Origin of the sequence: Geitlerinema sp. PCC 7407 (genome assembly GCF_000317045.1) — a bacterium.
In the GTDB taxonomy this organism is placed as follows: domain Bacteria; phylum Cyanobacteriota; class Cyanobacteriia; order PCC-7407; family PCC-7407; genus PCC-7407.
This window is the reverse complement of the sequence record NC_019703.1, coordinates 4,359,106-4,381,286: the sequence shown is the minus strand read 5'-3', so window position 1 is coordinate 4,381,286 and position 22,181 is coordinate 4,359,106. Positions and strand designations below refer to the sequence as shown.

At 60.7% G+C, this 22,181-nt stretch carries 23 protein-coding genes; 9 read left to right on the top strand and 14 right to left on the bottom strand.

Annotated elements, in window-relative coordinates; genetic code table 11:
- Positions 1-445: 445 nt before the first annotated feature.
- The 3 genes from GEI7407_RS17905 (at position 446) to GEI7407_RS20475 (ending at position 1,964) form a co-directional block, all read left to right on the top strand.
- Positions 446-1,222 carry a WecB/TagA/CpsF family glycosyltransferase gene (locus GEI7407_RS17905; protein ID WP_015173626.1) on the top strand — a complete coding sequence of 259 codons (777 nt, stop codon included), beginning with the start codon at positions 446-448 and terminating at the stop codon, positions 1,220-1,222.
- Between the two features lie 245 nt (positions 1,223-1,467).
- A complete protein-coding gene (locus GEI7407_RS20480) occupies positions 1,468-1,704 on the top strand; it encodes a type II toxin-antitoxin system Phd/YefM family antitoxin (protein WP_015173625.1) in 237 nt (78 codons plus the stop codon).
- Positions 1,701-1,964, top strand: coding sequence for a Txe/YoeB family addiction module toxin (locus GEI7407_RS20475; protein WP_015173624.1), 264 nt, complete (start codon positions 1,701-1,703; stop codon positions 1,962-1,964). The genes GEI7407_RS20480 and GEI7407_RS20475 overlap by 4 nt, the downstream gene beginning before the upstream one ends.
- Positions 1,965-1,996: 32 nt before the next feature.
- On the opposite strand, the gene GEI7407_RS17900 is transcribed toward GEI7407_RS20475, so the two are convergent.
- Both GEI7407_RS17900 and GEI7407_RS17895 read right to left on the bottom strand, forming a co-directional pair.
- Complete coding sequence (locus GEI7407_RS17900) at positions 1,997-4,150, bottom strand: pentapeptide repeat-containing protein (protein ID WP_015173623.1); 2,154 nt, start codon at positions 4,148-4,150, stop codon at positions 1,997-1,999.
- A 15-nt stretch (positions 4,151-4,165) separates the two neighbouring features.
- Entirely contained in the window at positions 4,166-4,522 is a 357-nt protein-coding gene (locus tag GEI7407_RS17895; protein ID WP_015173622.1) for a hypothetical protein, read from the bottom strand.
- A gap of 257 nt (positions 4,523-4,779) precedes the next feature.
- On the opposite strand from GEI7407_RS17895, the gene GEI7407_RS17890 reads away from it, so the two are divergent.
- Positions 4,780-6,666, top strand: a complete 1,887-nt coding sequence (locus GEI7407_RS17890) for a tetratricopeptide repeat protein (protein WP_015173621.1) — start codon at positions 4,780-4,782, stop codon at positions 6,664-6,666.
- Complete coding sequence (locus tag GEI7407_RS17885; protein WP_015173620.1) at positions 6,663-7,235, top strand: hypothetical protein; 573 nt, start codon at positions 6,663-6,665, stop codon at positions 7,233-7,235. The genes GEI7407_RS17890 and GEI7407_RS17885 overlap by 4 nt, the downstream gene beginning before the upstream one ends.
- A gap of 17 nt (positions 7,236-7,252) precedes the next feature.
- Here the strand turns inward: GEI7407_RS17885 and GEI7407_RS17880 are convergent, their stop codons facing one another.
- From GEI7407_RS17880 to GEI7407_RS17870, 3 genes are all read right to left on the bottom strand, one after another.
- Entirely contained in the window at positions 7,253-7,882 is a 630-nt protein-coding gene (locus GEI7407_RS17880) for a class I SAM-dependent methyltransferase (protein ID WP_015173619.1), read from the bottom strand.
- Between the two features lie 265 nt (positions 7,883-8,147).
- Positions 8,148-9,065, bottom strand: coding sequence for a hypothetical protein (locus tag GEI7407_RS17875; RefSeq protein ID WP_015173618.1), 918 nt, complete (start codon positions 9,063-9,065; stop codon positions 8,148-8,150).
- 144 nt (positions 9,066-9,209) lie between these two features.
- Positions 9,210-9,875: a histidine phosphatase family protein gene (locus GEI7407_RS17870; protein WP_015173617.1), complete on the bottom strand. Its 666-nt coding sequence runs from the start codon at positions 9,873-9,875 to the stop codon at positions 9,210-9,212.
- A 212-nt stretch (positions 9,876-10,087) separates the two neighbouring features.
- Between GEI7407_RS17870 and GEI7407_RS17865 the strand changes: the two genes are divergently transcribed.
- Positions 10,088-10,432, top strand: coding sequence for an NAD(P)H-quinone oxidoreductase subunit M (locus tag GEI7407_RS17865; RefSeq protein WP_015173616.1), 345 nt, complete (start codon positions 10,088-10,090; stop codon positions 10,430-10,432).
- On the opposite strand, the gene GEI7407_RS17860 is transcribed toward GEI7407_RS17865, so the two are convergent.
- Positions 10,429-10,704 carry a hypothetical protein gene (locus GEI7407_RS17860; RefSeq protein WP_015173615.1) on the bottom strand — a complete coding sequence of 92 codons (276 nt, stop codon included), beginning with the start codon at positions 10,702-10,704 and terminating at the stop codon, positions 10,429-10,431. The two genes, GEI7407_RS17865 and GEI7407_RS17860, sit on opposite strands and share 4 nt — an antisense overlap.
- Positions 10,705-10,948: 244 nt before the next feature.
- Here GEI7407_RS17860 and GEI7407_RS17855 point away from each other — a divergent pair, with 244 nt between their 5' ends.
- Entirely contained in the window at positions 10,949-11,719 is a 771-nt protein-coding gene (locus GEI7407_RS17855; protein ID WP_015173614.1) for a proteasome-type protease, read from the top strand.
- 9 nt (positions 11,720-11,728) lie between these two features.
- Here the strand turns inward: GEI7407_RS17855 and GEI7407_RS17850 are convergent, their stop codons facing one another.
- From GEI7407_RS17850 to GEI7407_RS17840, 3 genes are all read right to left on the bottom strand, one after another.
- Positions 11,729-12,625: a transglutaminase family protein gene (locus GEI7407_RS17850; protein WP_015173613.1), complete on the bottom strand. Its 897-nt coding sequence runs from the start codon at positions 12,623-12,625 to the stop codon at positions 11,729-11,731.
- A gap of 8 nt (positions 12,626-12,633) precedes the next feature.
- Positions 12,634-13,593 carry an alpha-E domain-containing protein gene (locus GEI7407_RS17845; RefSeq protein ID WP_015173612.1) on the bottom strand — a complete coding sequence of 320 codons (960 nt, stop codon included), beginning with the start codon at positions 13,591-13,593 and terminating at the stop codon, positions 12,634-12,636.
- 87 nt (positions 13,594-13,680) lie between these two features.
- On the bottom strand, positions 13,681-15,114 hold the full coding sequence (locus GEI7407_RS17840; protein WP_015173611.1) for a circularly permuted type 2 ATP-grasp protein: 1,434 nt from the start codon (positions 15,112-15,114) through the stop codon (positions 13,681-13,683).
- Positions 15,115-15,764: 650 nt separating this feature from the next.
- Here GEI7407_RS17840 and GEI7407_RS17835 point away from each other — a divergent pair.
- Positions 15,765-16,310 carry an FHA domain-containing protein gene (locus tag GEI7407_RS17835; protein ID WP_015173610.1) on the top strand — a complete coding sequence of 182 codons (546 nt, stop codon included), beginning with the start codon at positions 15,765-15,767 and terminating at the stop codon, positions 16,308-16,310.
- Between the two features lie 95 nt (positions 16,311-16,405).
- On the opposite strand, the gene GEI7407_RS17830 is transcribed toward GEI7407_RS17835, so the two are convergent.
- From GEI7407_RS17830 to GEI7407_RS17820, 4 genes are all read right to left on the bottom strand, one after another.
- Positions 16,406-18,433: a ribonuclease catalytic domain-containing protein gene (locus tag GEI7407_RS17830; RefSeq protein WP_015173609.1), complete on the bottom strand. Its 2,028-nt coding sequence runs from the start codon at positions 18,431-18,433 to the stop codon at positions 16,406-16,408.
- 138 nt (positions 18,434-18,571) lie between these two features.
- A complete protein-coding gene (gene rpsR / locus GEI7407_RS17825; protein WP_015173608.1) occupies positions 18,572-18,787 on the bottom strand; it encodes a 30S ribosomal protein S18 in 216 nt (71 codons plus the stop codon).
- Between the two features lie 84 nt (positions 18,788-18,871).
- A complete protein-coding gene (gene rpmG, locus GEI7407_RS20470; protein ID WP_015173607.1) occupies positions 18,872-19,066 on the bottom strand; it encodes a 50S ribosomal protein L33 in 195 nt (64 codons plus the stop codon).
- Positions 19,067-19,108: 42 nt separating this feature from the next.
- A complete protein-coding gene (locus GEI7407_RS17820; RefSeq protein ID WP_015173606.1) occupies positions 19,109-19,660 on the bottom strand; it encodes an RDD family protein in 552 nt (183 codons plus the stop codon).
- A 219-nt stretch (positions 19,661-19,879) separates the two neighbouring features.
- On the opposite strand from GEI7407_RS17820, the gene GEI7407_RS17815 reads away from it, so the two are divergent.
- Positions 19,880-21,604, top strand: a complete 1,725-nt coding sequence (locus GEI7407_RS17815; protein WP_015173605.1) for a serine/threonine-protein kinase — start codon at positions 19,880-19,882, stop codon at positions 21,602-21,604.
- Here the strand turns inward: GEI7407_RS17815 and GEI7407_RS17810 are convergent.
- Positions 21,543-22,061, bottom strand: coding sequence for an NADAR family protein (locus GEI7407_RS17810; protein ID WP_015173604.1), 519 nt, complete (start codon positions 22,059-22,061; stop codon positions 21,543-21,545). The two genes, GEI7407_RS17815 and GEI7407_RS17810, sit on opposite strands and share 62 nt — an antisense overlap.
- Positions 22,062-22,181 lie beyond the last annotated feature (120 nt).

Here is a 22,181-nt window from a genome sequence, read left to right as displayed (position 1 = left end):
CCCGCTGCTTGGATCGGTTCATCAAGACTCCCTGAACGCTCTCGGTTGCGGTTTCTCTTCGCCCAACCGATCCAATGACTCCCTGTGCCCGGTGCGTCATTGAGATTCTGATTTTTGATTTTTGACGCTGATGGTTTGGCGCTCCTGGTCCTGGGAAGCGTGACCCATCCCCATGAGTTGGTTGCGTGGCTGAGACGCTGCGATCGCCTTTGAGGGCGATCGCCTAGCCTGCCACATCCAGTTTGAGCATTTCGACAATTCGTACTTTTGCAGGTGACCTGGCGGTGAGCTCTGCATCGCTGATGCAAGCGCAGGCTGGGCTTGCCTCGGAATTCTATTGGCTTTTTGGGCCTAGGCAGGGGCCAAAACCGCGCAAGAGCGCTCTTCCCTGGCCGCGGGCTACGGACCGTTCATCCGTTTACACCATTTTTTGAGGGCTTTGGATATGAAGCGGGTTCCTATTCTTAACGGCCAGTTCGACGCGGTGACCTTTGGCGAGACCCTGGAATGGATCAAGCAGGTCATTCACAGGGGCGATCGCGGCTATATCTCCACGGTGAATGTCGCCATTTTGATGATGATGCGCTCCAATGAGCTGTTGCAGCGCATCGTTGAGCAGTCTGGCCTCATCGTGGCGGATGGTCAGCCCCTGGTGTGGGCGTCTCGCTGGCTGTCGCAGCCGCTGCCCGAGCGGGTGACGGGAGTGGACCTGGTAGAGGCGATCGCCGCCACCGCCGCCGCAGAAGGTTTTGGCATCTACCTGATGGGCGCCGAAAAAGCCACGATCGAGAAGGTCAGCAACCTGCTGAAAACGCGCTATCCCAATCTCCGGCTGTGCGGCTTCGATGACGGATACTTCGGTCCCGAGAAAGCGGGCGATCGCGCGCGAGCCATCCGAGAAAGCGGCGCCCAGATCCTCCTCGTCGGCATGGGTGTCCCCCGCCAAGAGGTCTTTTTGGCGGAGCAGTGGGCCTCCCTGGGCGTCAATGTTGCCCTGGGCGTCGGCGGCAGCTTCGAAGTACTCGCTGGCCACAAAACCCGCGCGCCCCGATGGATGCAGCAGTCCGGCCTAGAGTGGCTCTACCGTCTCCTCCAAGAACCCCGCCGCCTCATGGGCCGCTACCTCAGCACCAACTCAGCCTTTATCTACTACCTGCTCCAAGAACTGGTGCGCACCAAGTGGCTCAGCCTCACCCTGCGCACCACCCCCAAAGCAAGCTAACTTTCACCGATTCCTTACACCATCCCTCTTTCCTCATCCGAGCTTCTCGCACCGGATGAGGATTTTTTTGCTAAACCAATCTCACGGTGAGTCTGGAAACAAGAACTTTCCTAACAAACTACACTAGTGAAAAACTGCTCAACCTCAACAAAGAACTCTTTTGGCCTAAGAGAGCTTTGTAAAAGATTGATAAGACTTACATTTCTTAGATTTTCAAAACCGTAGATTCTGGAGTTTAGAAGCTTATGATTCCAGTCAATCAAGCCCAAGAAAAGTTACAGGAGTTAATTGATTCTGTCCGTCAATCGCACCAGCCGATCGTCATCACAGGATCAAGTGGCAACGCAGTCCTAGTTTCTGAAGCTGATTGGGCTTCTGTTCAGGAAACACTTTATCTTCTCTCTATCCCAGGAATGCGTGAGTCTATTCGCGAAGGACTAGAAACTCCTGTAGAAGAGTGCAGCCAGGAGCTAGACTGGTGACCTGGAAACTTGTCTATACAAAACAGGCACAGAGAGACGCCAAAAAATTAGCTTCGAGCAGCTTGAAAGAGAAAACGCAGAGTTTACTCAAAATTTTGGAAATTAATCCGTTTCAAAATCCGCCACCTTATGAAAAGCTCATAGGTGATTTAAATGGAGCATACTCCAGAAGAATTAACCTGCAACATCGACTAGTCTATGAAGTTCTTGAAGCAGAGGAGATTGTCAAAATCTTACGAATGTGGACGCACTACGAGTAAGAAATTGCGCTTAGTAAGTGAAGCCTTTTAACTTACTCGCAGGCGGGATGCCTGATGCCTTGGGGGCAGAGGTAGGCGAGCTGGTCCTCGGAGAGGTTGCGGGCCTGGGTGAAGTTGACGCCTTGGAGGCCGGGGGCACTTTCGGCGGTGGGTCGCTGGATGAACTCGCTGGAGCTCAGCGATCGCGCCTGAAAGAACGTCGCGCCCGCAAAATCAGCGCCCTGGAGATTGGCGCCGCGCAGATCCGCGCCCGCCAGATTGGCAAAGCGAAAGCTCGCGTCCTGGAGCTGGGCATCGCGCAGGTCGGCCTGGGAGAGGTTGCTGCGGCTCAGGTCGCTTTGGCGGAGGTTGGCGCGCTGGAGCGTGGCCTGGGAGAGATTGGCGGCGCGCCAGTCCGACTGAACCAGATCGGCCCCGGTCAGCTGGGCCGCAACGGCGATCGCCGCGCCCAGATTGGCCTCGCGGAGCGTGGCTTGGGAGAGATTGGCGCTGCCTAGGGCGGCCCCAGTCAGGCTGGCGCTCGTCAGGTCAGCGCGCTGGAGGTCAGCGCCGATCAGCTGGGCGCTGCTGAGGTTGGCGTGGGCGAGGCTGGCATCCCCAAGCTGGGCCTTGGTTAGCAGCGCCCGCAGGAGGTTGGTGCGCTGGAGCTGGCCATAGCGCAGGTCAGCCCCAGAGAAGTCGACTTCCTTGAGCTCGGCGCCATTAAACACGGCGATCGCGTCGTCGAAGGTGCCCGCGCGCCCATCGCCGCCCAGGCCATAGAAGCGACTGCCGCGAAATTCAGCGCCCGCCAGCTTGGCGTTTTGAAAACTGAGGCCCGCTAGATCAATTTGGTTTAGAACCAGCGTAAAAGGGGCCGGAGTGCCGGATTCGGCTAGATTCACGCGGCTGAGGTCTCCCTCGCGGAGCTGACCGCTCTCGAGGGTGAGGAGCTTGGCGATCGCCCGCTGGGTGGCCTGCTGGCGCAGGGCGATCGCCCGCACGCGATCGCCATCGGCGCGATTGAGCGCTGCCAAGTCATTTTGGTTGGACTGGTTGAGTCGGCGCAGGTAGGGGAGCGATCGCCCGCCCGTGCTCACCAGGGCCTGCTGGATTGCTTCGATCAGAACCGGCTCTTCCTCCTGGCTCAGCAAATCCGCCAAAACCTGCACCGCGTCCGGATTATCCAGGGTTCCCAAGGCCAAAATGGCTCCTCGCTGCGCCTCCAGGCTGGTGGGCGTCGTGGCCTGATTCACCAGCTGCAAAAACTTTTCGTCGTAGCGCTGGCGATCGGCCCGCCAGTTCGCCTGCCCCTGGATGTAAACCTGGGTGCCAACAAAGGTGCCCAAGACCGCGGCGCTTGCCGAGAGAGCCACCAACAGCAGCGTCAGGCCGGGATGGCGACGCATCCACCACCACAGCCCGCTGGCTTCCGGAGGCTGCTCCGGCGAAAACACCACCGACGCGACGATCGCGCCTTCGGGGTCCCACACTTCGGCATTGCGCCACTCTTCATCGGTCGATCGCGCGGCTGGTGTCGGCGCAGACCCGCCCGCCAGACCCGCCCCGTTGACCACGTAGGTGCCCGCCAGTCGGTCGTGGAGGGCGCGGCGCTGGCGATGGAACCGGGCGCTGAAGCTTTCGCTCAGGACGGCGATCGCGGCTAGGCCGGTTAGCCAGCCCAAGCTCGGAAAGGCCCAGCTATAGCGCCACAAAAAGTAGGCCAGCCCCAGGGGCAGGCTCCAGCGACTGATCCCTTCGCGGATTAGGGCGCGGCCCAGGCCGGGCGGCTCGCTCAGGCGATTCACCACCCGCACATTGAGCCAGGATTTTGGGAGGGTTTGGCCGGTCTTGGCGAGTCGCCAGAGCTGCCAGGTGGCGATCGCCGCTGGCATCACGAGGGCCGCAGACCACAGCAGATTCGTCGCGGGAGGCACCACCTGAGGGCGATCGTGGCGCGGCAGGGCCAGGGTCTGGGCGATCGCCTGATCCGCCTGGGCCACCGGAGCCAGCAGCGGCGCTGACCCCGCGCCTGATTGCACCATCGCTTGGCGGCCCAGCTCGTAGGGAATCCAGCCGCTAGCGACCAATAAAGACACTTCCAGCGCCCACGCACCGCAGCGTCGCAAGATCAGCGGCATCCGCCGCAAGCGTCCCCGTTGGGGGCTCAGGGATGAAGCTCGACGACCAACGGTGGGACCCGACATGCTGGACGTTCCTGTCTAGCGAGAAGAGTTGGAATCAGAAGCCACGAATACGCGGTACAGCACGTATACCACGAGGCTCAAAAATGCTAACCCAATCAGCGCTGTCAGAAGCTGAAAAAATAACCGCAAAACGGACAAACCGACAAAAGCCGCGCCCACGCCTACGGCAATCTTGCCCACGGTGGGCAGGCCGTCAAACCAGTTCAGCACTTGGTCAAGCAAGTTGCGATCGCCCTGGCCCGAGACCTCCCCCGCAGCTTGATGGGCAACCGGCGGCTCTGCCGAAGTGAGGCGAGGCTGGACCGGCTTGGCCTCCACTTCCACTTCTAGCTCGCGCAGGCGTTGCTCGAGATCATCGTTGGAGTAGCTCATGATTGGCATCCATTCAGAGGGCATCGATGCTGCGATTTTAGCGAATCGGAGCACCGGGCGAAGGTCGAAAAAGCCGTCCTTAACCGCCCTCGGTTGGCAGCAAAGCGCGATCGCCCCTCCCCATCACAAAACGTAGCGGCCAAGCGGCAGTGAAAGCTGCCCAGAAATCGCTAGACTGCATCCTATAGAGGAGTCCTGCCAGCGGCGGTCCAAGCCGCTCTGGGATTCCTGATGTAGGTAGTTGTGGCCCTAGACCCATGTCGAACTCTGTTGCCCTCAGCGATCGCTACAGCGAGCTGATCGACGAAATTGTCCAGACCACCCTCAAGGGCAAAATCCGCTCCAAAGAGCAGGTCTATCGTCTGCTCGTCCAGAATGTTGCGCCCGGTACTGGAGAAATTTTTGAGCGCTGTCTGGGCGACCAGCTCGTGGCCACCCAGCGCCAGGTGGAAACCCAGACCGACGAGTTCAAGCTGGCCAAAGCGACGCGGATCCAGCGGGCGCTGCAAACCATTCAGGGAGAATGGGAGCGCTGGCAGGTCGATCACCAGGCCACCACGGCGATCGCCGCTACCGCAGACGCCCTGATCCAGGCGGCCCCGAGCGATCGCCTGAGCATTCTCCTGCGGGCCATGGACCCCAACCGTCAGCCGCCCCTGACCTTGGCCCAGATCCAGTCCCTCGCCAAGATCCTGGAAACGCGCGCCGCCACCCTCGACCACGGCGCTGAAGAAATCCGCGCGATCGCCCGGGGACTGGTGCAGGGCCTGGTCGACTGGCAGCGCCTCGAAAACCATCTGGTGAGCTGGATTTATGACCAGGGCCAGGGACACATCGGCTTTGGCGGGGTACCGGGGCAGTCGGGGCCTTGGGCGCTGTGGGCGCAGCAGGTGGGCCGCGATCGCCCCCAGTCCCTCTTGCAGTCCCTGGCCTTTGATCAGAGCGCCACCGAATGGGCCGCCCACCAGCGCGACTGGACCCTCGAAGATATGGTGGCGCTGGCCATCGTTTTGCAGTGCCTCCAGCAGGGGCTAGTAGCCTGGTTCGACAAGCTGGTCTACGACTCCAAGGTGGGCTCCAAGCTGTCGATCAGCACCTTTTTGACCTTTGCTGTCATCTGGTCTCAGATGGCCAATGGTTTTGGCCAATCTTCTTTCCTCAGCAGCGGCTTTCGCGCTCTGCTGGTGGATGGCTGCTTCCAGGTCACCCTCCAGGTCCTGCGGGCCTTTTCCCAGCGCGACTATTTCCCGCTCTACGGCAGCCTCTACGCCTCTTTTGCGGGCAAGTACATGCGCGAGGCCCTTCACTACCTCGACGAGCCCCTCAGCCGTGTGGAGGGCACCCAAGAAAAAGCCCGAATTCTCACCCTGCTGGGCAACTCGGCCCGCGCCCAGGGCCATGCAGACCGAGCGATCGCCCTTTATGAGCAGGCCCTGGAGATTGCCCGAGCGGCGGGCGATCGCCCCTGCGAAATCGCCGACCTCAACCACCTCAGCCGCACCTACGTCAGCCAAAAGTCCTACGGCGAGGCCATTCGCTACAGTCAGCAGGCGCTGATCTTGAGCCGTCAGGCGGGCGATCGCCCCGGCGAAGCCAACGCCCTGGCCAACTTTGGCTACAGCGAGGTGCTCCAGGCCCGCCAGGATCTCGGCAGCGAGGCCGATCGCTACGAAATGGCCATGGACTATCTCCAGCAGGGCCTCAAGCTGGCGGAGCGGCTGGGCGATCGCCAGAGTCAGGCCCTGTGCCTCACGAGTCTGGGTCTTACCCAACTGGTCCTAGAGCAGCCCCAAGGGGCGATCGCCTACCTTGAGGGCGGCATTCAGGCGGCCCAGTTTAGCGGCGATCTGTACCTCCAGGCCCTTAACCTCAGCCACCTCGCAGACGCCTACTACCGCCTCCAAAGCTACGGCCTCGCCCTGCGCTACGGCAGCCTCGGCATGTACCTCCTGGCACAGATCGCCTCCCAGGAGTGGCGGCAGTCGGCGGCCCTGCTGACGGTCCTCCGGGGCCAAGTCGGCCCGGAGGGGTTCGAGAATCTGCGCACCGAGCAGCGATCGGCGATCGCGGCCCTGATCGGCGTCGATGGCTACGACCATATCCCCACCCTTTTGGCGGAGTATCAGGCGTCCCTGGATTCGTGAGCCCTCTTCCAGCGGAGCCCGTTTCGCCCGCCAGCGATCGCTACGAGAGGGCGCTACTCAGCGCCCTGGGCTGCCCGGAGCCCCAGACATCCCCCGGCGGCTGGGCCTACCAAATGCTCTTTGTGCCGACCTTCGAGCGGTGCAGCGCCGCCACGCTGATCCAGACGCCGAGCGGGGTAGAGTGCTACTTTTCGCTGCTGCTGGGGCGCACCGATGACCTATTCGAGGCCGCCTACCGCGCCCCCGAGACCCTCAGCGATCTGCTGGCGCAGCCGCGATCGCGCCTCTGCGAAGTCGCCCTCGTCCCTGCCGAAAGCGCGATCGCCCTCTGCCAAACGCTCCAGCAGATCGACCCCAGCCGCTTGACTTCGGTCAACAACGGCGGCCGAGACGGCCTCCTAGTGCGATCGCGCTGGTCCAGCCAAGGGCGATCGCGCACCCTCTGGATGCTCCAGCCCACCGCCACCGACAATCCTAAGCACACCCAGTGGATCCGCAGCACCCTCGCCATTCTGCATCAGTGCTTCCCGGACCCGCCCCTCCAGGCCTACCTCCAGGGCCTCGCCTAGCTCAGGCCGCCTGACCCTCAGCCCGGCTTGCGAAACAGCATGTAAGTCCCCACATCTGCTCGAGGATAGGTCGGCTCGATGCGGCGCGGCTGGGTCGCGAGCAGCTCGCACGCCCCAAAAAGCTGCTGATAAACCGTCACCGGCCTGCCAATTGTGCACATTCCTGCCGGATCCTCTAGGTCCCCGTCCCGCAACTGCGGATCGCTCTCTTCACAGATCAGCAAATGACCGCCCGGCTTCAGGATGCGCAGAATTTCCTGGGAAGTTGCCTGCACCACGGGGTCGATCAGGTGCTGCAAAACCGTGAACGTGAGCACCAAATCAAGGCTTTCTGTGGCCACTGGCAACTGGGTGAGGGCGGCCACATTGATAAACGTGATTTCTGGCAGCAAACGAGTGGCTTCCTCAACAAAATGCCGCTCGCGCTCGAGGCCGGTCACCTGCTCTGCAAACTCGGTCAGCACAACGGTCATCCGTCCATAGCCCGCCCCGACCTCACAGGCACTCTGAAGGCGCTCTGCACCCGTCACCCGCCTCAAAAGAGCCCGCACGTCAGCGTGTTCGCGATAGGTTCGGGCCGCAAACGCCGCATCCCGCACATCAACGACATGCTGCTGCTGCCAAAGAACATGATTAGAAGAAATCATTTTTAAGAGTTTTTGATAAAGGGAAGTCTGGAAAATTAGAGCCTCAGAAATCTGCTTTTTCTCAGGATTTTCTAGTGCTCAGAATTTTCCAGAGACTTCGCCTATTGTGCAGCAAGCAAGTTGTCTTTTAAAAGGTTCTCTTTTGGCAGACCGAAAAGCGAATGAATGAGCCTCAGGCGTCAAAGCAAAGATGCCAGACAGGCTGCCGAGCGAAAGGCGATCGCCCTGGCGTTTCTCTTGCCCGTCGAGCGTGATTGGGCGGGCTCTACTGGGCCGCTCCGGCTCCGCGACGCTTTTGGGCTTCCTGGAGGGCGACTTCGCTGTACTGCTGATATAGCTGAATCCGGTCTTGGGCCGTGGCGTAGCGTCCGTCTGCTGCCGGGATTTGCTTCATCAGGTCCGAGGCCTGCTGCCAGCGCGTCGCGATTTCGAGCCACTCCGCTGGGGTGTCGGCGCTCTGGCCGAGGCGGGCGTTGGCTTCGGCAATGCGGACCGCCGCCGCGAAAGGATCCCCTGCGCCCGCCGGGGGAGCCGCTGGCGTGGGGGATGCCGCTGGCGTGGGCGAGGCCGGCGCCGGTGAAGGACTCGCGGGCGAGGCGGCGGGGCTGGCGGGAGGCGCAGCAGGGGGCGCGTCGGCGATGACGGCTTCGCGGCGCTGGGTCAGCTGCCACAGCAAGAGCAAGAGAGCCAGACCAATCCCGCCCACCAAGATGCCTCGCCAAAACTGGTTGCGCTCGCGGATGGGGCGCAGGGGCGAAGGTTTGGGCAAGGGAGGGCGATCGCCGTCGTCCTTGCGCGCTTTCAGGTCTTCGGCCAGGCTCTTGAGAGGGTTAGGGCGGGCCAGGGTAATGGTCTCGGACCACAGGAGCTGGCTTTCTGGATCGCGGTTGATGTCATCGAGCCACAGCAGCTGCTGTTCGCGGACGATGCGGCTGTTGATTTTGACGCGGCGAATATTGCGGGGGGCGATCGCCTCTAGGAGGTGCTGGATTCGATTGACCAGCGCTTCTTTTTCGAGCTGCTCGAGGGTGGGCGCTTCGCACAGGAGCTGCAAGATGCCGTCTTCGAAAATGGCCCGCGTCCTCACGCCGGAGTCCGCGAGCTTCTCATTCAGAATTTGAATGATGGCGGAAACGCTGCCGCGTCGGGCTTGCTTGGCAATATCGTTGACTGAGTTCACCATTGCTAATTTGGCATCCTGTGAATGGTCTGCACCCCAATCGTTTGGTGACCAGCACACGGGGGCAAGGGATCACTTTGAATTTTACTGGCGATCGCGCCGCCTCAGTTTGCTCCTCCGTGGCAGACGCTGGCCGCAGGCTGGGCCTCAGGTTGCCCGCAGGTGCTGGGAGTCGTTGAAGCGCACAATCCGCCACAGCTCGGAATTATATCGATTTTGGGCGCTGGCGGTGGCCCAGCGATCGCCATCGACTGAGAACTCAAACAGCGCCGTCGCCCCCACCTCAAAGCCCCAGGTGCGATCGCTCCCCAGCAGCGCCGCCACCAGGTGCAGCAGCAGCCCGCCGTGGGTCACCAGCCAAATGCGATCGTCGTTGTGGTGGCGACGAAGCAAGTCTTCGACGAAGCGCTGGGCGCGATCGCGCACGGTCTGGGGCGCCTCCGCCTCAGGCACTGGCAGCCACTCCAGGGACGCCTCAAGCTGAGCGCACAGCTCACCGTGGCGCGCCTGGGCCTCCGCCCAGGTCAGCCCTGACAAAATGCCGTTGTCGATTTCCTGGAGGGCCTCGGCGATCGCGGGCTGCACCCCATCCGCTACCCCGACCTGCGCCAAAATCAGGCGGGCCGTTTCCCGAGCGCGCAGGAGGGGGCTAGTGTAAACGTGGCTGGGCCGCTGGCCTTCTTGGCGCAGGCGATCGCCCAGCCGCTGCGCTTGGGCGACGCCTTCGGCGGACAGCTCATAGTCCACCCGTCCCTGGAGCCGTTTTTCCACATTGCCGGTGGACTGGGCATGGCGAATCAGCAAAATTTTCACGGCAACCCTCCTCGCTGCTGCTACTCACGCTTTGATGGCTGGCCAGAAGCCTGCGATCGATGCCTTTGATTGTGATCGAGAACCCGCTCTGCTGACCTCCGTAGGGCGATCGCCCGGTCTCCCGCCCGCGAACTCCTCAGCTCTAGCGCTGCGCAGGGGAAGCACAATGGCAAAATAGGAGAAATGACCTCACTTTGAGCGCACAAGTACTCATGCTGTTAAAGTCTACGACGCGTCATATCCGCATCTTCACGGCTGAAGTCCAAGGCAAGGAACTGATTCCCAGCAATAACGTACTGACGCTGGACGTTGACCCAGACAACGAATTTCTCTGGAGCGAAGATGCGCTTCAGAAGGTCTACCGACTCTTTGATGATTTGGTCGAGTCCTACAGCGGCCAAGAGCTGACCGAGTACAATCTGCGCCGGATCGGCTCGGATATGGAGCACTTTGTGCGCACGCTGCTCCAAAACAGCGAAATCAGCTACAACAACCAAAGCCGCGTGCTCAACTACAGCATGGGCCTGCCCCAGGTGGCTGCCGAGACCGACAGCTAGGAGGCTTTGCGCTCTTGGCGCTGCCGTTCTAGAAAGTCTTTGAGAGCCGCTTGGCGATTTTCCATAAAGCGGCTCCAAAATCCTGGCAAAAATCGATCCATCGTTTGGGCGATCGCGCAGGTGTCTAGCCCCAGCATCTGATAGTGCATTTTTTTGGTGCGCAGCATTTCGTCGAGCAGCTCGTGGGGAGAAGTGCCGTCGGGGAGCGAGAGGTCTTCTTCTTGTCCGAGCTCTCGGTCGCGGGTCGGGGACGATGAGCGAAGGTCTAACACAGCGATCGCCTCAATAACCTCAAGTGCTTTAGCCAGTCGAGAACTTTGGGCTGTTGACTCTGCAAGCCAGCCTGGTTTCACTCTAAGGTCTGTTTTTAAAATTCCCAAGTAGGGGTCACCCCTCAGGCGATCGCCCCCGGCCCTCTCTCCCGAGATCCAAAAGCCCTCGAATTTGGCGAAGTTCGACATTGGTTTGACCAGCGGGATTCTCTAGAATCAAACAGACCAATCCTTCCAGAGCCTCATGACCTACTGCCTTGGCATCATTACCCGCTACGGACTGGTGATGGCCGCCGACTCGCGCACCCACGCGGGCGTCGACAATATCTCCACCTACCAAAAGCTGTTTGACTTTTCGGTCAATGGCGATCGCACTTTGGTCCTCTGCACCGCGGGCAATCTGTCCATCACCCAGTCGGTCCTCACCGCCATCCACAAAGACATCAAGGTCGACGCCGAAGTCAACCTCTACAACCTGCCCAGCCTCGACAAAGTCGCCCGCTACATCGGCAACAAAATTCGCCAGGTCCACGAAGTCGATCGCGAGTGGCTCCAGCGCGACGGCATCGACTACCACTGCAGTTTCTTGCTCGGCGGTCAGCTGCCCGGGGAAGACGTCGAGCTCTACCGAATTTATAGCCAGGGCAACTTCATCCAGGCGACCCAGGAAACGCCCTTCTTGCAGGTGGGCGAGACCAAGTACGGCAAGCCGATTCTCGATCGCACCCTGACCTACGACACTCCCCTGGAAGCCGCCGCCAAGTGCGCGCTGCTGTCCATCGATTCGACCATGCGCTCCAACCTGTCGGTGGGGCCGCCGATCGACATGGTGATGTACGAGGCCAACACCTTTTCCCTGCGCCATCAGCTCCGGCTGCGCCTGGGAGACCCCTACCTGGCCAAAATCCGCAAGCTGTGGGAAACCTCGCTGCGGCAGGCCTTTGACTGTATGCCCAGCGTGGAATGGGAGCAGCTGCCGAGCGCTGATCCGGCAGAGGATATCTTGATCGACTAGGTTTGTCGACTAGGTCTGACTCTGGTGCTGGCTGAGGGCTGCCTCGAGCTCGAGGTGCTGAATGTCGAGGGTGTAGTCCAAGGATGCGGCCACGCTGCCCGGCCGCACCTGGCCGACAATGGGGGCGGCATCGGGGGGAAAGGCGCTGGCGGCGATCGCGATGTGACGGTCGGCCACCGCGAGCCCGTGGGTCGGGTCGTAGCCCCGCCAGCCAGCCCCTGGCAAATACACCTCGGCCCAGGCGTGCAGGTGGCGATCGCGCGTGTCCGGCTCTCCGACCTCGTAGCCGCTGACAAACCGCGCTGCCAAGCCCGCCGCCCGGCACGCCGCCACAAACAGCACCGCAAAGTCCCGACAAGAGCCCGATCGCTGGTTCCAGGTGATCATCGGCGGCAGCGGATCGCCGGTCTCGCGCACCCCGTAGCTGCACGCTTGATAAATTTGCTGATTGAGCGTCCCCAAGAAGGCCACCACATCCCCCTCGACGGCGTGGGCGATCTCAATGGCCAGCTGGGAGGCCACGGGGTCCGGCGGCAGGTCCACGCTCGACGGCACCAAGTAAGGCTGAAGCTGCGATCGCAGCGTGACCGGGTAGTTCAGCGGCAGGCGCAGCGCCCAGGGCTCCAGCAGATACCCAAACGGGTTGCTCCAGTGAGGCTCCACGACGGACACCGCCTCCACCACCAGCGCCTCAGTCTGCGCCCCAAACCACGCCCGGTGGGTTGTATGACCATCGAGGTCCGGAAAGCAGGAGATCCCGAGCGGCGTCGGCGAAACCGTCAGATTAAAGCGATGGAGAGACTGAGCGCCATCATGCCGGGGCCGCAGCCGCAGGCTGTGGGGAGCGAGCTCGACCGGCTGGCCATAGCGGTAGGTCAGCCGATGACAAATGCGATAGTGAGCCACGGGTGCCTCTAGGTTTGGATGGGCTGGAGGGCAAAGAAAGCCTCAAAAATCTTGTCTCCCACGTCGTTGATCTGGAGCTGGAGATAGTCCACCAAGAACTCGTGCAGGCCCGACTGGACAATCTCGTCGACCGTCAGGTAGTCAAGCTGCGATCGCACCCGGCCCAGGGCCCGCTCCGCCGGATAGCGCCAGGTCCCGGGCGGTGTCCCCGTGATCGCGTGGAGGCACTCCTCCGCCTTCAGCAAGCAAAAGCGAATCGAGCGGGGAAACTCCAGATCCAGTAGCAAAAAGTCGGCCACTCGCGTCGGCGTGATCCGGTGCTGGCCGCGCTTGCGATACATCTCGTAGGCGCTCACGGACTTCAGCAGCGCCATCCACTGCAGCTCGTCGAGGGTCGAGCCCACATCCCCCGGCGACGGCAGCAGCATAAAGTATTTCACATCCAGGATCCGCGTCGTCTTGTCTGCGCGCTCCAGCAGCCGCCCCATCTGGCCAAAATGCCAGCCCTCGTTGTGGCTCATCGTGGCGTCCATCAGCCCCGAAAACAGGTGACTGGCCAGCTTCACCTCACTACAAAACTCGTGTAGCTCAATCAGAGAGTGCTCCTGAGAGGCGTCTTTCACCATTAGGTAAAAGGCATTCACCTGCTCCCACATCTCCGAGGAAATGATTTCTCGCACCGATCGCGCATTTTCCCGCGCCATGTGCAGACAGGACAGGATGGAGTTGGAGTATTCGGTGTCAAAGGTCAAAAAGTGAATCACCGTTTCTGCGGTCGCCTGGCCGTAGCGATCGCGAAACGTGGCTAAATCCCCGGTGGTGCGCACCAGCGGCTCCCACTGCTCGAGAGTGCCTGTGGTCCCGTCCAGCAAAAGATTTACATTCACATCCACAAAGCGGGCAATGTTCTCCGCCCGCTCGACGTAGCGGTTGAGCCAATAGATCGAATCTGCAACCCGACTGAGCATAGATTTTCCGTGTTCTTCAAAAATTTCTGGCCCTCGCGGGATTTCTGGCCCTCGCGGGATTTTCGGCCCTAGGCTCGGGCGATCGCCCTACTGGGTCAGCACCCAGGTGTCCTTGCTGCCGCCGCCCTGGGACGAGTTCACCACCAGGGAGCCGCGCTTGAGCGCGACCCGCGTCAGCCCGCCCGGATTGATGTAAATGTCCTGGCCGTAGAGAATATAGGGCCGCAAATCGACGTGGCAGCCCTCCACTGCGTTGTCAATTAGCGTCGGCACCCGGGAGAGGGCCAGGGTGGGCTGGGCGATGTAGTTGCGGGGGTTGGCCTGGATGCGCTGGGCGAAATCTTGCCGCTCCTCGGGCGTGGCGTGGGGGCCTACCAGCATGCCGTAGCCGCCCGACTCGTTGGCAGCCTTGACCACCAGCTTGTCGAGGTTGGCCAGGACGTGGGCCTGCTGCGCTGCATCCCAGCACAGATAGGTCGGCACGTTCTGGAGCAGGGGCTCTTCGCCCAGATAGTAGCGGATCATTTCCGGGACGTAGGCATAGATCACCTTGTCGTCGGCAACGCCGGTGCCTGGCGCATTGGCGATCGCCACCCGTCCCTGGCGGTAGACCTCCATCAGGCCCGGCACTCCCAGCATGGAGTCCGACCGAAAGGCCAGCGGGTCCATGAAGTCATCATCGATGCGTCGATACACCACATCCACGCGCCGCATCCCTTTGGTGGTGCGCATTTGCAGATAGCCGTCCACCACCACTAGGTCGCGCCCCTCCACCAGCTCCACGCCCATCTGCTGAGCCAAAAAGGAGTGCTCGAAGTAGGCCGAGTTGTACATGCCGGGGGTCAGCACCACCACCGTCGGGTCCAGGATCGTGGGCGGTGCCAGATTGAGCAACGTTTCCAGCAGGTGGCTGGGGTACCCTTCGACGGGCCGAATGTCTAAGGTCTGAAAGACCTGAGGAAACGCGCCCTTCATCACCCGGCGATTTTCGAGCACGTAGGACACGCCCGACGGACAGCGCAGGTTGTCTTCTAGGACGTACCACTGACCATCGCGATCGCGCACCAAATCGGTGCCGGTAATGTGGCACCAGATGCCCTGGGGTGGCTTGAGGCCGAGGCAGGGCTTGAGAAAGCCCTTGGCCGAATAGATCGGCTCCGCTGGAATCACCCCATCGTTGATGATTTTCTGGTCGTGGTAGATGTCATTCAAAAACGTGTTGAGGGCCTCGATCCGCTGGCGCAGACCCCGCTCGAGGGCATCCCATTCGGCGGCTGCGACCACTCGCGGCAAAATGTCGAAGGGAAAAATCCGCTCAGTCCCCTGGCGATCGCTGTAAACGTTGAACGTCGCCCCCAGCTTGAGCAGGGCCTTTTGGGCTGCCTGCTGGCGCTGCTGCACCTCTTCCACCGACAGCGCGTTCAGCCGCCGAATCAACAGCTCTACTGAGGGGCGCGGCTGGCCTGGCGCCACAAAAAATTCGTCGTAAAAGTTTCCCGGATCGTAACTATCGAACTGCACACCTACTCTCCCGTAGTCTGTCGGCCCCTGACGTTTTGCCCAATCGCCCCACGGCGGCCCGTCGGATAAAGTCAGGAGCCTATTACATTTCGAGCCCAACTCCAAAGTAGAAGGTCGCGGGGACGTGGGACTGTAGCTGTTAATACGAGCCAGAAAACTTCGGGGTTGCGCTTTTTCTATCAGGAAACCATGGCGTTTGGAGTCCTGCAATCGTGATCAGGGGCAGCCATGACCGAGAAATTACGGTTTTGGGGCTTTTTGCTGGGTTAAAACCCGCAGGACTATCTGCTGCGCCTTTGGAGACGGGAGGATGCTCGCTAGCTTCACAAAGGCTTTAGCTGAGCTTTATAAAAAGCGGGGCTGTGTGAAACCTTCGCAAACTTTATAGGCATATCTACCCGTATTTCCTGACGAATAGGGTATTCAACTTAAAGCAACGCTCAGCTTTGTTGCGCAAAGCGTTTCAAAAATCGGCGATCGCTCCAAAAGTTCCGCTCCGCCGCGATCGCCTACGCTAGCTATTGGCATGCGTGATTCATTTCTGAGTCAGCCCAGTTCGGTCAGGGTGCTTGTTCCACGTTTTTCGATCTCTGTGCCCCTAGTGCACGGGATTGTTGCTACACACGAAAATTGCCCCTTGGAATGAAGCTATGGTACAGACCCAGATCTGCTCCGATGCCAGTCGCCGAGCCCTCAGCTTTTTTCAACAAAATCCCTTAATTTCGCGATCGCTCCTGTCAGACTGCAACCACGACTTCGAGCAAGTCACGACGATTATTGAGCCCCTGCTCAATCCGACGGCGCGCTGCAGTGTGGCAGCCCACTATATCCAGGCGATCGCCACTGAGCGCACCAGCTTTCTGGCCACCAACCTCACGCCAGCGCCCGATTTGCAAATCACAGATCTCAGCAGTAGCTGGCTCGTTGGTCGGGGCGCTCGCTGTGCCATCAGCATCCAGGACAGCTCCGTGTCTCGCTGTCACTCCGTCATCAGCTACTGCCCTGAAAATGGCTTTTACCTGACCGATGTCGGCAGCAGCAACGGCACCTTCCTCAACTGTCGCCGCATCCCGACCCTCGAGCGCCTCTCGCTGCGCGACGGGGACCTGATTCAGTTCGGCAACGTGCAGGTCGAGTTTTTCCTCTCGATCCATCAGTCCGAGGCGATCGCCTTCTCCGACGCCACCTTCTTCTAAATCAAGTTCAGGATTGCTGGGTAAATCGCCGCTAGAACTCGGTTGGCTTGCGAGGTTCTAGCCGGCGATCGCCCAGCCCTTATTTTCGCCAATCCCTAAAGCGACGTTGCCGTCTGGGCCATCGTCTCGTAGGACGCCATCTCTTCAAACTGCACAATGTCCTGGCGCGGATCGACATAGGTGACCCGTACCTGGATTCGCTCTCCCAGCTCCATCGATCGCGACGGTCGCCAGGCCAGCTCTAGCCCCAGCTCCTCCAGCAAAATCAGTCCCAAGTTTTCGTGCTCCCGCAGCCAGCGCAGCATCATCGCCTGCCACACCTCACCCGTGTGCCGCCGCAAAAACTCCAGGCCCCAATAGCGATTGGTCTGACGCTCCACCAGCACCGCCTCATAGGCCGTCGTGCTCACGCTCGCCAGCACTTCCTGCATCACGTCCGACGAAAAAGGAGTTGGCTCGCCCCGCAGGTGAGCCTTGATCTGAAAGTGAGCCAGCAAATCGGTGTAGCGCCGAATGGGAGACGTCACCTGGGTATAAGTGTCGAGGCCCAAACTGGCGTGGCGAGCCGGCGTCAGACTCATTTCGCTGCGGGGCATGCACCGGCGAATCGCGCAGGCCCGTACCGGTCCCGCCGGTAGCTGCATCAGCTCTTCCTCGGGCGGCAGTTCCGGCTGAGTCTGGTTGCGGAAGGGCATATACAAGCCGTGGGTTTGGCCGTAGTGAGCGGCCACCTCTCCGGCCAAAATCATCATCTCAGCGACAAGCTGGCGCGCCTGGGAATCCTCCAGGACATTGACCACCACCTCATCGTCTTGGACCTTGATCGAAGACTCGGGCATCCGAATGCTGATGGCGCCCTGGGCATGACGCCAGCGATCGCGGCGACGCGCCCACTCAGCAATCCCATTGAGCTCTGGCTCCGCCGTGATGCCAAGCTGCAGCATCTCGTCCACATCCTCATAGGTCAGGCGGTAGGTCGGCTTGATGCGGCTGACATGGATGCTGTAATCTTCGACCGCTCCCTCTGCTGTCAGCAGTACCCCGAAGCTTAGCGCGCAGCAGATCTGGCCCTGAATCAAGCTCATCGGCCCCGTCGCCAAATCCGACGGGAACATGGGAATCATCCCCGTCGGCAGGTACACCGTCGTCCCGCGACGGCGCGCCTCTAGATCCAGCTCATCCCCCGGCTCGACCCAGCGCGTCGGGTCTGCGATGTGGATCCACAACCGCTCCCGCCCATCCGGCAAATACTCTAGGCTCAGGCCATCATCAATTTCGCGCGTGCTCTCATCATCGATCGTGTAGACCTTGAGATGCGTCAGGTCCAGGCGATCGGGATGGGCATCCGGTGGCGGAGACTGAAGACGACCATGAGCCACGTCAATGACCTTTGTAGAGAACTCAACGGGAAGTTGACTGCGCCGCAGGAAGAGGTTCTCGTGAACGCTCCACAGCCCCAGATCGACCAGCAGTTGAAAAGCGCCTTGAGGAGTTTCGGGGCGCTTCAGCGCGGCCAAAATTTCGAGAGCCGGGGTCCGATGGTTCGCAGTTTCCCCCAGAGTAGCAAAACGCTCCAGTGTATCCAAACGCGGGCGATCGCCACTGCCCCACTCCACTGACTCACCGGCCAGCGCCATTTCAAGCCTCGCCAAAAACTCTTGCCACTCTCGCTGACGCTGAGCCTCAACGGCTACCTGATGCTTGATCTCAGCGACTTGAGTAACAGAGCGCGGCTCGTAGCTGTCTCCCTTTTGCTTGAAATAAAGCTTATCTTCCGAGAGCAAGGAGTGGGCAGCATAGCAAAACGCCGGACTCTGGTCCGAAAACAGGAGCTGCGCCAGCAGCGCCGGAGTCGTGCTTTCTCCATCCTCGACCAGCAGCTCCCAGGCCACCTCTAGACTCGAGGGGTCGAGGTAGTTCTGCACCTCGGCCAAAAACTGAGGAATCTCAGTCGGCTTATAGGATTGGTCCGCGACCTCGTAGGTGACTTGTCTGGGATGTAGCGTGTGGGACTGACCCCGTTCGTCAATGACGATCCAGTGCTTCTTGCCCTCTGGACGCTCCGCAACAGCCAGTCGACGGTCTCCATGCAGGCGAAATTCGATCAGCGTTCCCTTTTGCACAAGCTGAATCCTGGTGTAGTCAGCAACCTATCCTAATTGCCCAGACGGCCTCCGTAACCAAAACTGAACCAGAAGGTGGGGCCATAAACGTTCAATCCGCAAGTCTGAGCGTCCCCACCTTTGGTTAACGGGGAACGCTTAGCCTTCGCGGTTGATGAAGGGCAGCAGAGCCAGAACTCGTGCGCGCTTGATGGCGACGGTCAGGTCACGCTGCTGTTTAGCGGTCAAGCCCGTGATCCGGCGAGGCAGAATTTTGCCACGCTCGGTGATGAACTTGCGGAGCAGATCAACATCTTTGTAGTCGATGGGTTCGCCCGGCTTAATGGGAGAAACGCGACGGCGGTAGTAGGTCATAGGAACTTAGCGTGATGCAGCAGATTTCAAAGGATTGGAGAAGTAGCAAAGATGCCAAAGCCTCCCGCCAACTGGCGCGAGAGCTTATTTAATCTCTTTGTGAACCGTGTGCTGGTTGCAGTGGGGGCAGAACTTTTTGAGTTCCATCCGTGCAGTGGTGTTACGACGGTTCTTGGTGGTGGTATAGCGAGAGACACCCGGCGAGCGCTTCGCAGGATTGGTGCGGCACTCGGTGCACTCTAGCGTGATGATGATTCGGACGCCTTTGCCCTTAGCCATAGTTTTACTAGGTTACAAACTGGAGACAGCAAACACGATCTCCTATCTTTTCACACGACGCATCATTTCCGCAAGGACATTGTGCGATGGCAGGCGCTGAGCCCATCGCTGGAGCCGCAGGTCCAAGGCATAGCCCCGCCGGGTGCCGATCACGAGGGTGTGGGCCACGCGATCGTGGAAGGCCTGCGGCTTGGGCGGGCCAGCGAAGGCCAAACTGCAATCTGCGAGCAAGGGCAGCATCCACAGCAAAACCCAGCTGCGACCGGGATCGATGCGCGTCAGGGCCAGCATGAGTAAGACCGCTCCCAAGCCAGCGATGCTCTCGCGCTTGAGCAGATCAAAAAAGTTCGGGGTCAGGTCAAAGCGCTCATAGATCAAGGACAAATTGAAGGCCCATCGACCGGGGCTCTGCCCGTGGTTGCGGATCGGCAGGGCAACCCGCAGCCCAAACCAGACCAGCAGAAAAAGCGGAACTGCCAGAGTGCCACCCGCAAAGCTCAGGAACCAGGCTATCCCAAAGTCGAAACCAAAGGCGGCCCCCCTGCGCCAGAGGGGAACTCTTGGGAATCGGGTGGGGACAAGAGGGCTAGACATAGACTTTCCTGGGAGGGGCTGATGCAGCAACTCGTCAGGTTCTGAGGTCAGCGGTCAATGCGTTTGCGCAAAGGAGGGAGCTAGGGCGAAGAGGAGGCTGACGGGTTACTGAAACTTATTTCTATTTTAGGAAGAGGACTGGATAAGGTCCTGGGGCGTAGGGCAGAAAAGTAGGTGAGCTAGAGTGAACAAGATTGGTCTGAAACAGGGGCAGTCCCGATGAATTCTCTCGTGGGTAAGACATTGCAAGGTGGCAAGTACACCCTGGAGGAAGAGCTAGGCCGGGGTGGCTTTGGCGTGACGTTTCGAGCGATGCATCACTTCTTGGGACAAGGGGTGGTGATCAAGACGCTCAATGAGACGACCCAAGCGCGGCGAGAGGTTGGGGGGTCTTATCAAAAGTTTCAGGATGAGGCGCGGCGGCTGGCAAGCTGTGTCCACCCGAATATTGTGCGGGTGAGCGATTTTTTTGAGGAAGATGGTCTGCCCTATATGGTGATGGACTATATTCCGGGCGCGCCTCTTGACAAGCTGGTGTTTCCAGATCGGCCTTTGGCGGAGGCGATCGCCCTGCACTACATCCGGCAGATCGGGGCGGCGCTGGAGGTGGTCCACGCCAAGGGGCTGCTGCATCGCGATATCAAGCCGCAAAACATTATTTTGCGGGAGGGCACCCAGGAGGTGGTGCTGATCGATTTTGGGATTGCGCGGGAGTTTTCGGGGGATGCGACGCAGACCCACACGAGTTTGGTGTCGGCGGGCTATGCGCCGGTGGAGCAGTACCTATCCCAGGGCAAGTACACGCCGGCAAGTGATGTGTACGGGCTGGCGGCGACGCTGTATGCGCTGCTGACGGCGAAGGTCCCGCCGGCGTCGATTTTGCGCGATCGCCAGCCGATGGCGTCCCCCCGCGAGGTCAACCCCCAGATTAGTCCGGCGGTTAGCCAAGCGGTGATGCGGGGGATGGCGGTGGAAGCGCGTCACCGTCCGGAGAGCGTGGCGGCCTGGCTGGCGCTGCTGCCGCCGGTGACGATGGCGGTAGCCGAAGCGGCGGTCACGCAGGAGCCCGGAACGGTGACGGCGGCGACGCTGGTGGTAGCGCCTCGAGGAGGGCCGGTCGAGCCGACGCTGGCGCCCAAGACCCAGGTGGCCCAGAGCGTGCCGAAAGAGCGATCGCCCTGGGTGTTGTGGGGGGTGCTGGCGCTGGTGATGGCGATCGCCGGGGGCGCTATGGCGGCAGCCCTGCGATCGCGCCAGCCCCAGCCCGCAACGGTGACCTCCCCCTCTGTGCCCGCTGAGACTCCTACGCCCAGCGCGCCTACGCCCGAAGCCCCGATCGCCAGTACCCCCACCCCGACCGCCAGCCCCCCGCCCTCCGCAACGCCGCTCCCTGAGCCTAGCCCTGCCGAGGTCTCTCCGTCGCCGCTTCCTGAGCCTGAACCCATTCAAGAGGCTCCCCCGGCGGCGGAGCAGCCCCAGCCCAAACCCAAAAAAGACAAGCCCAAAAAACAAGAGTCTGCCGCGAACTCCTCGGCGCTGTCCGTTGTGCGGGGGTTTCCGACGGGCACCGATCAGCAGGCGATCGTCCGTGAGCTGGGGCAGCCAGCCCAGAGCGGAGAAGGCTACTGGCCCAACACCCAGTCAGCGCTCTACGAGCCGGTGCCGGGGCGCGTTTCCCTGGGCTATCTCTACGATCGCGACACGGGCCGCGTTCGCCAGACCGAAGCCTCCTTTAGCCAGGGAATTGACCGCTTCATGATGCGGGCGGCGCTCAATGGCATGCTGAACAACCGCACAACTCCGGCCATTGAGCAGGGCTTGGCGGCAGTGCACGACCGCGATCGCGATCAGTACGCCTTCTCGGTGGGCAACCTGAAAGGCGTCATTGAGCGAGATGCCCAAGACCGCGTGTATATCGGGGTGTGGGAAGCGGATCTGCACTAGAGCGCGCCTCGGAGGTGCTCCCGTGGCGCAAATGCTCCCGCACCGCCACCAGGATTTGGCCCAGGCGATTTTGGCCGCTGCCGTCGGCGCCGCAGCCCCAGTAATAGTCGTGGGGCGCGTTTTCCACGAGGAGAGCGCTGTTGGTCGCGAGCAGGATTTCGCGAATTTTGGCGTGGGTCTGAAATTTGCACAGGACCGCTCGCCACATCACGGCGTCCTTGACGTTGTCCCAGTCGGGACGCAGGGGCAAGGAGCGATCGCGCCCCAGATTGGCAGCATCTTTGGGGGTGGGCGCTTGGCGCACCTGCTCAAAGTAGGGCGTCCCGACAAATTTTTGGGCCTGAAAATAGTGCTCGCTGGTCAGCCAGTAGCGGTGGTCGAGCACAAAGCCGTAGGGCGCGAAATTGGAGAAACAGCCGTAGGGCTGCTCCCGTTCGAGGTAGAAGTAGATCGTCATAGCGCTGAAGCGTTGGCCGCCAAGAAAAGGATGGTTTAGCTAGTTCAGCCAGAAGCCTCACGTCCATAATCTCTGATTTGGCATGAGATGAAGGCGCGTTCATGGCGGGACGGTCGGTGA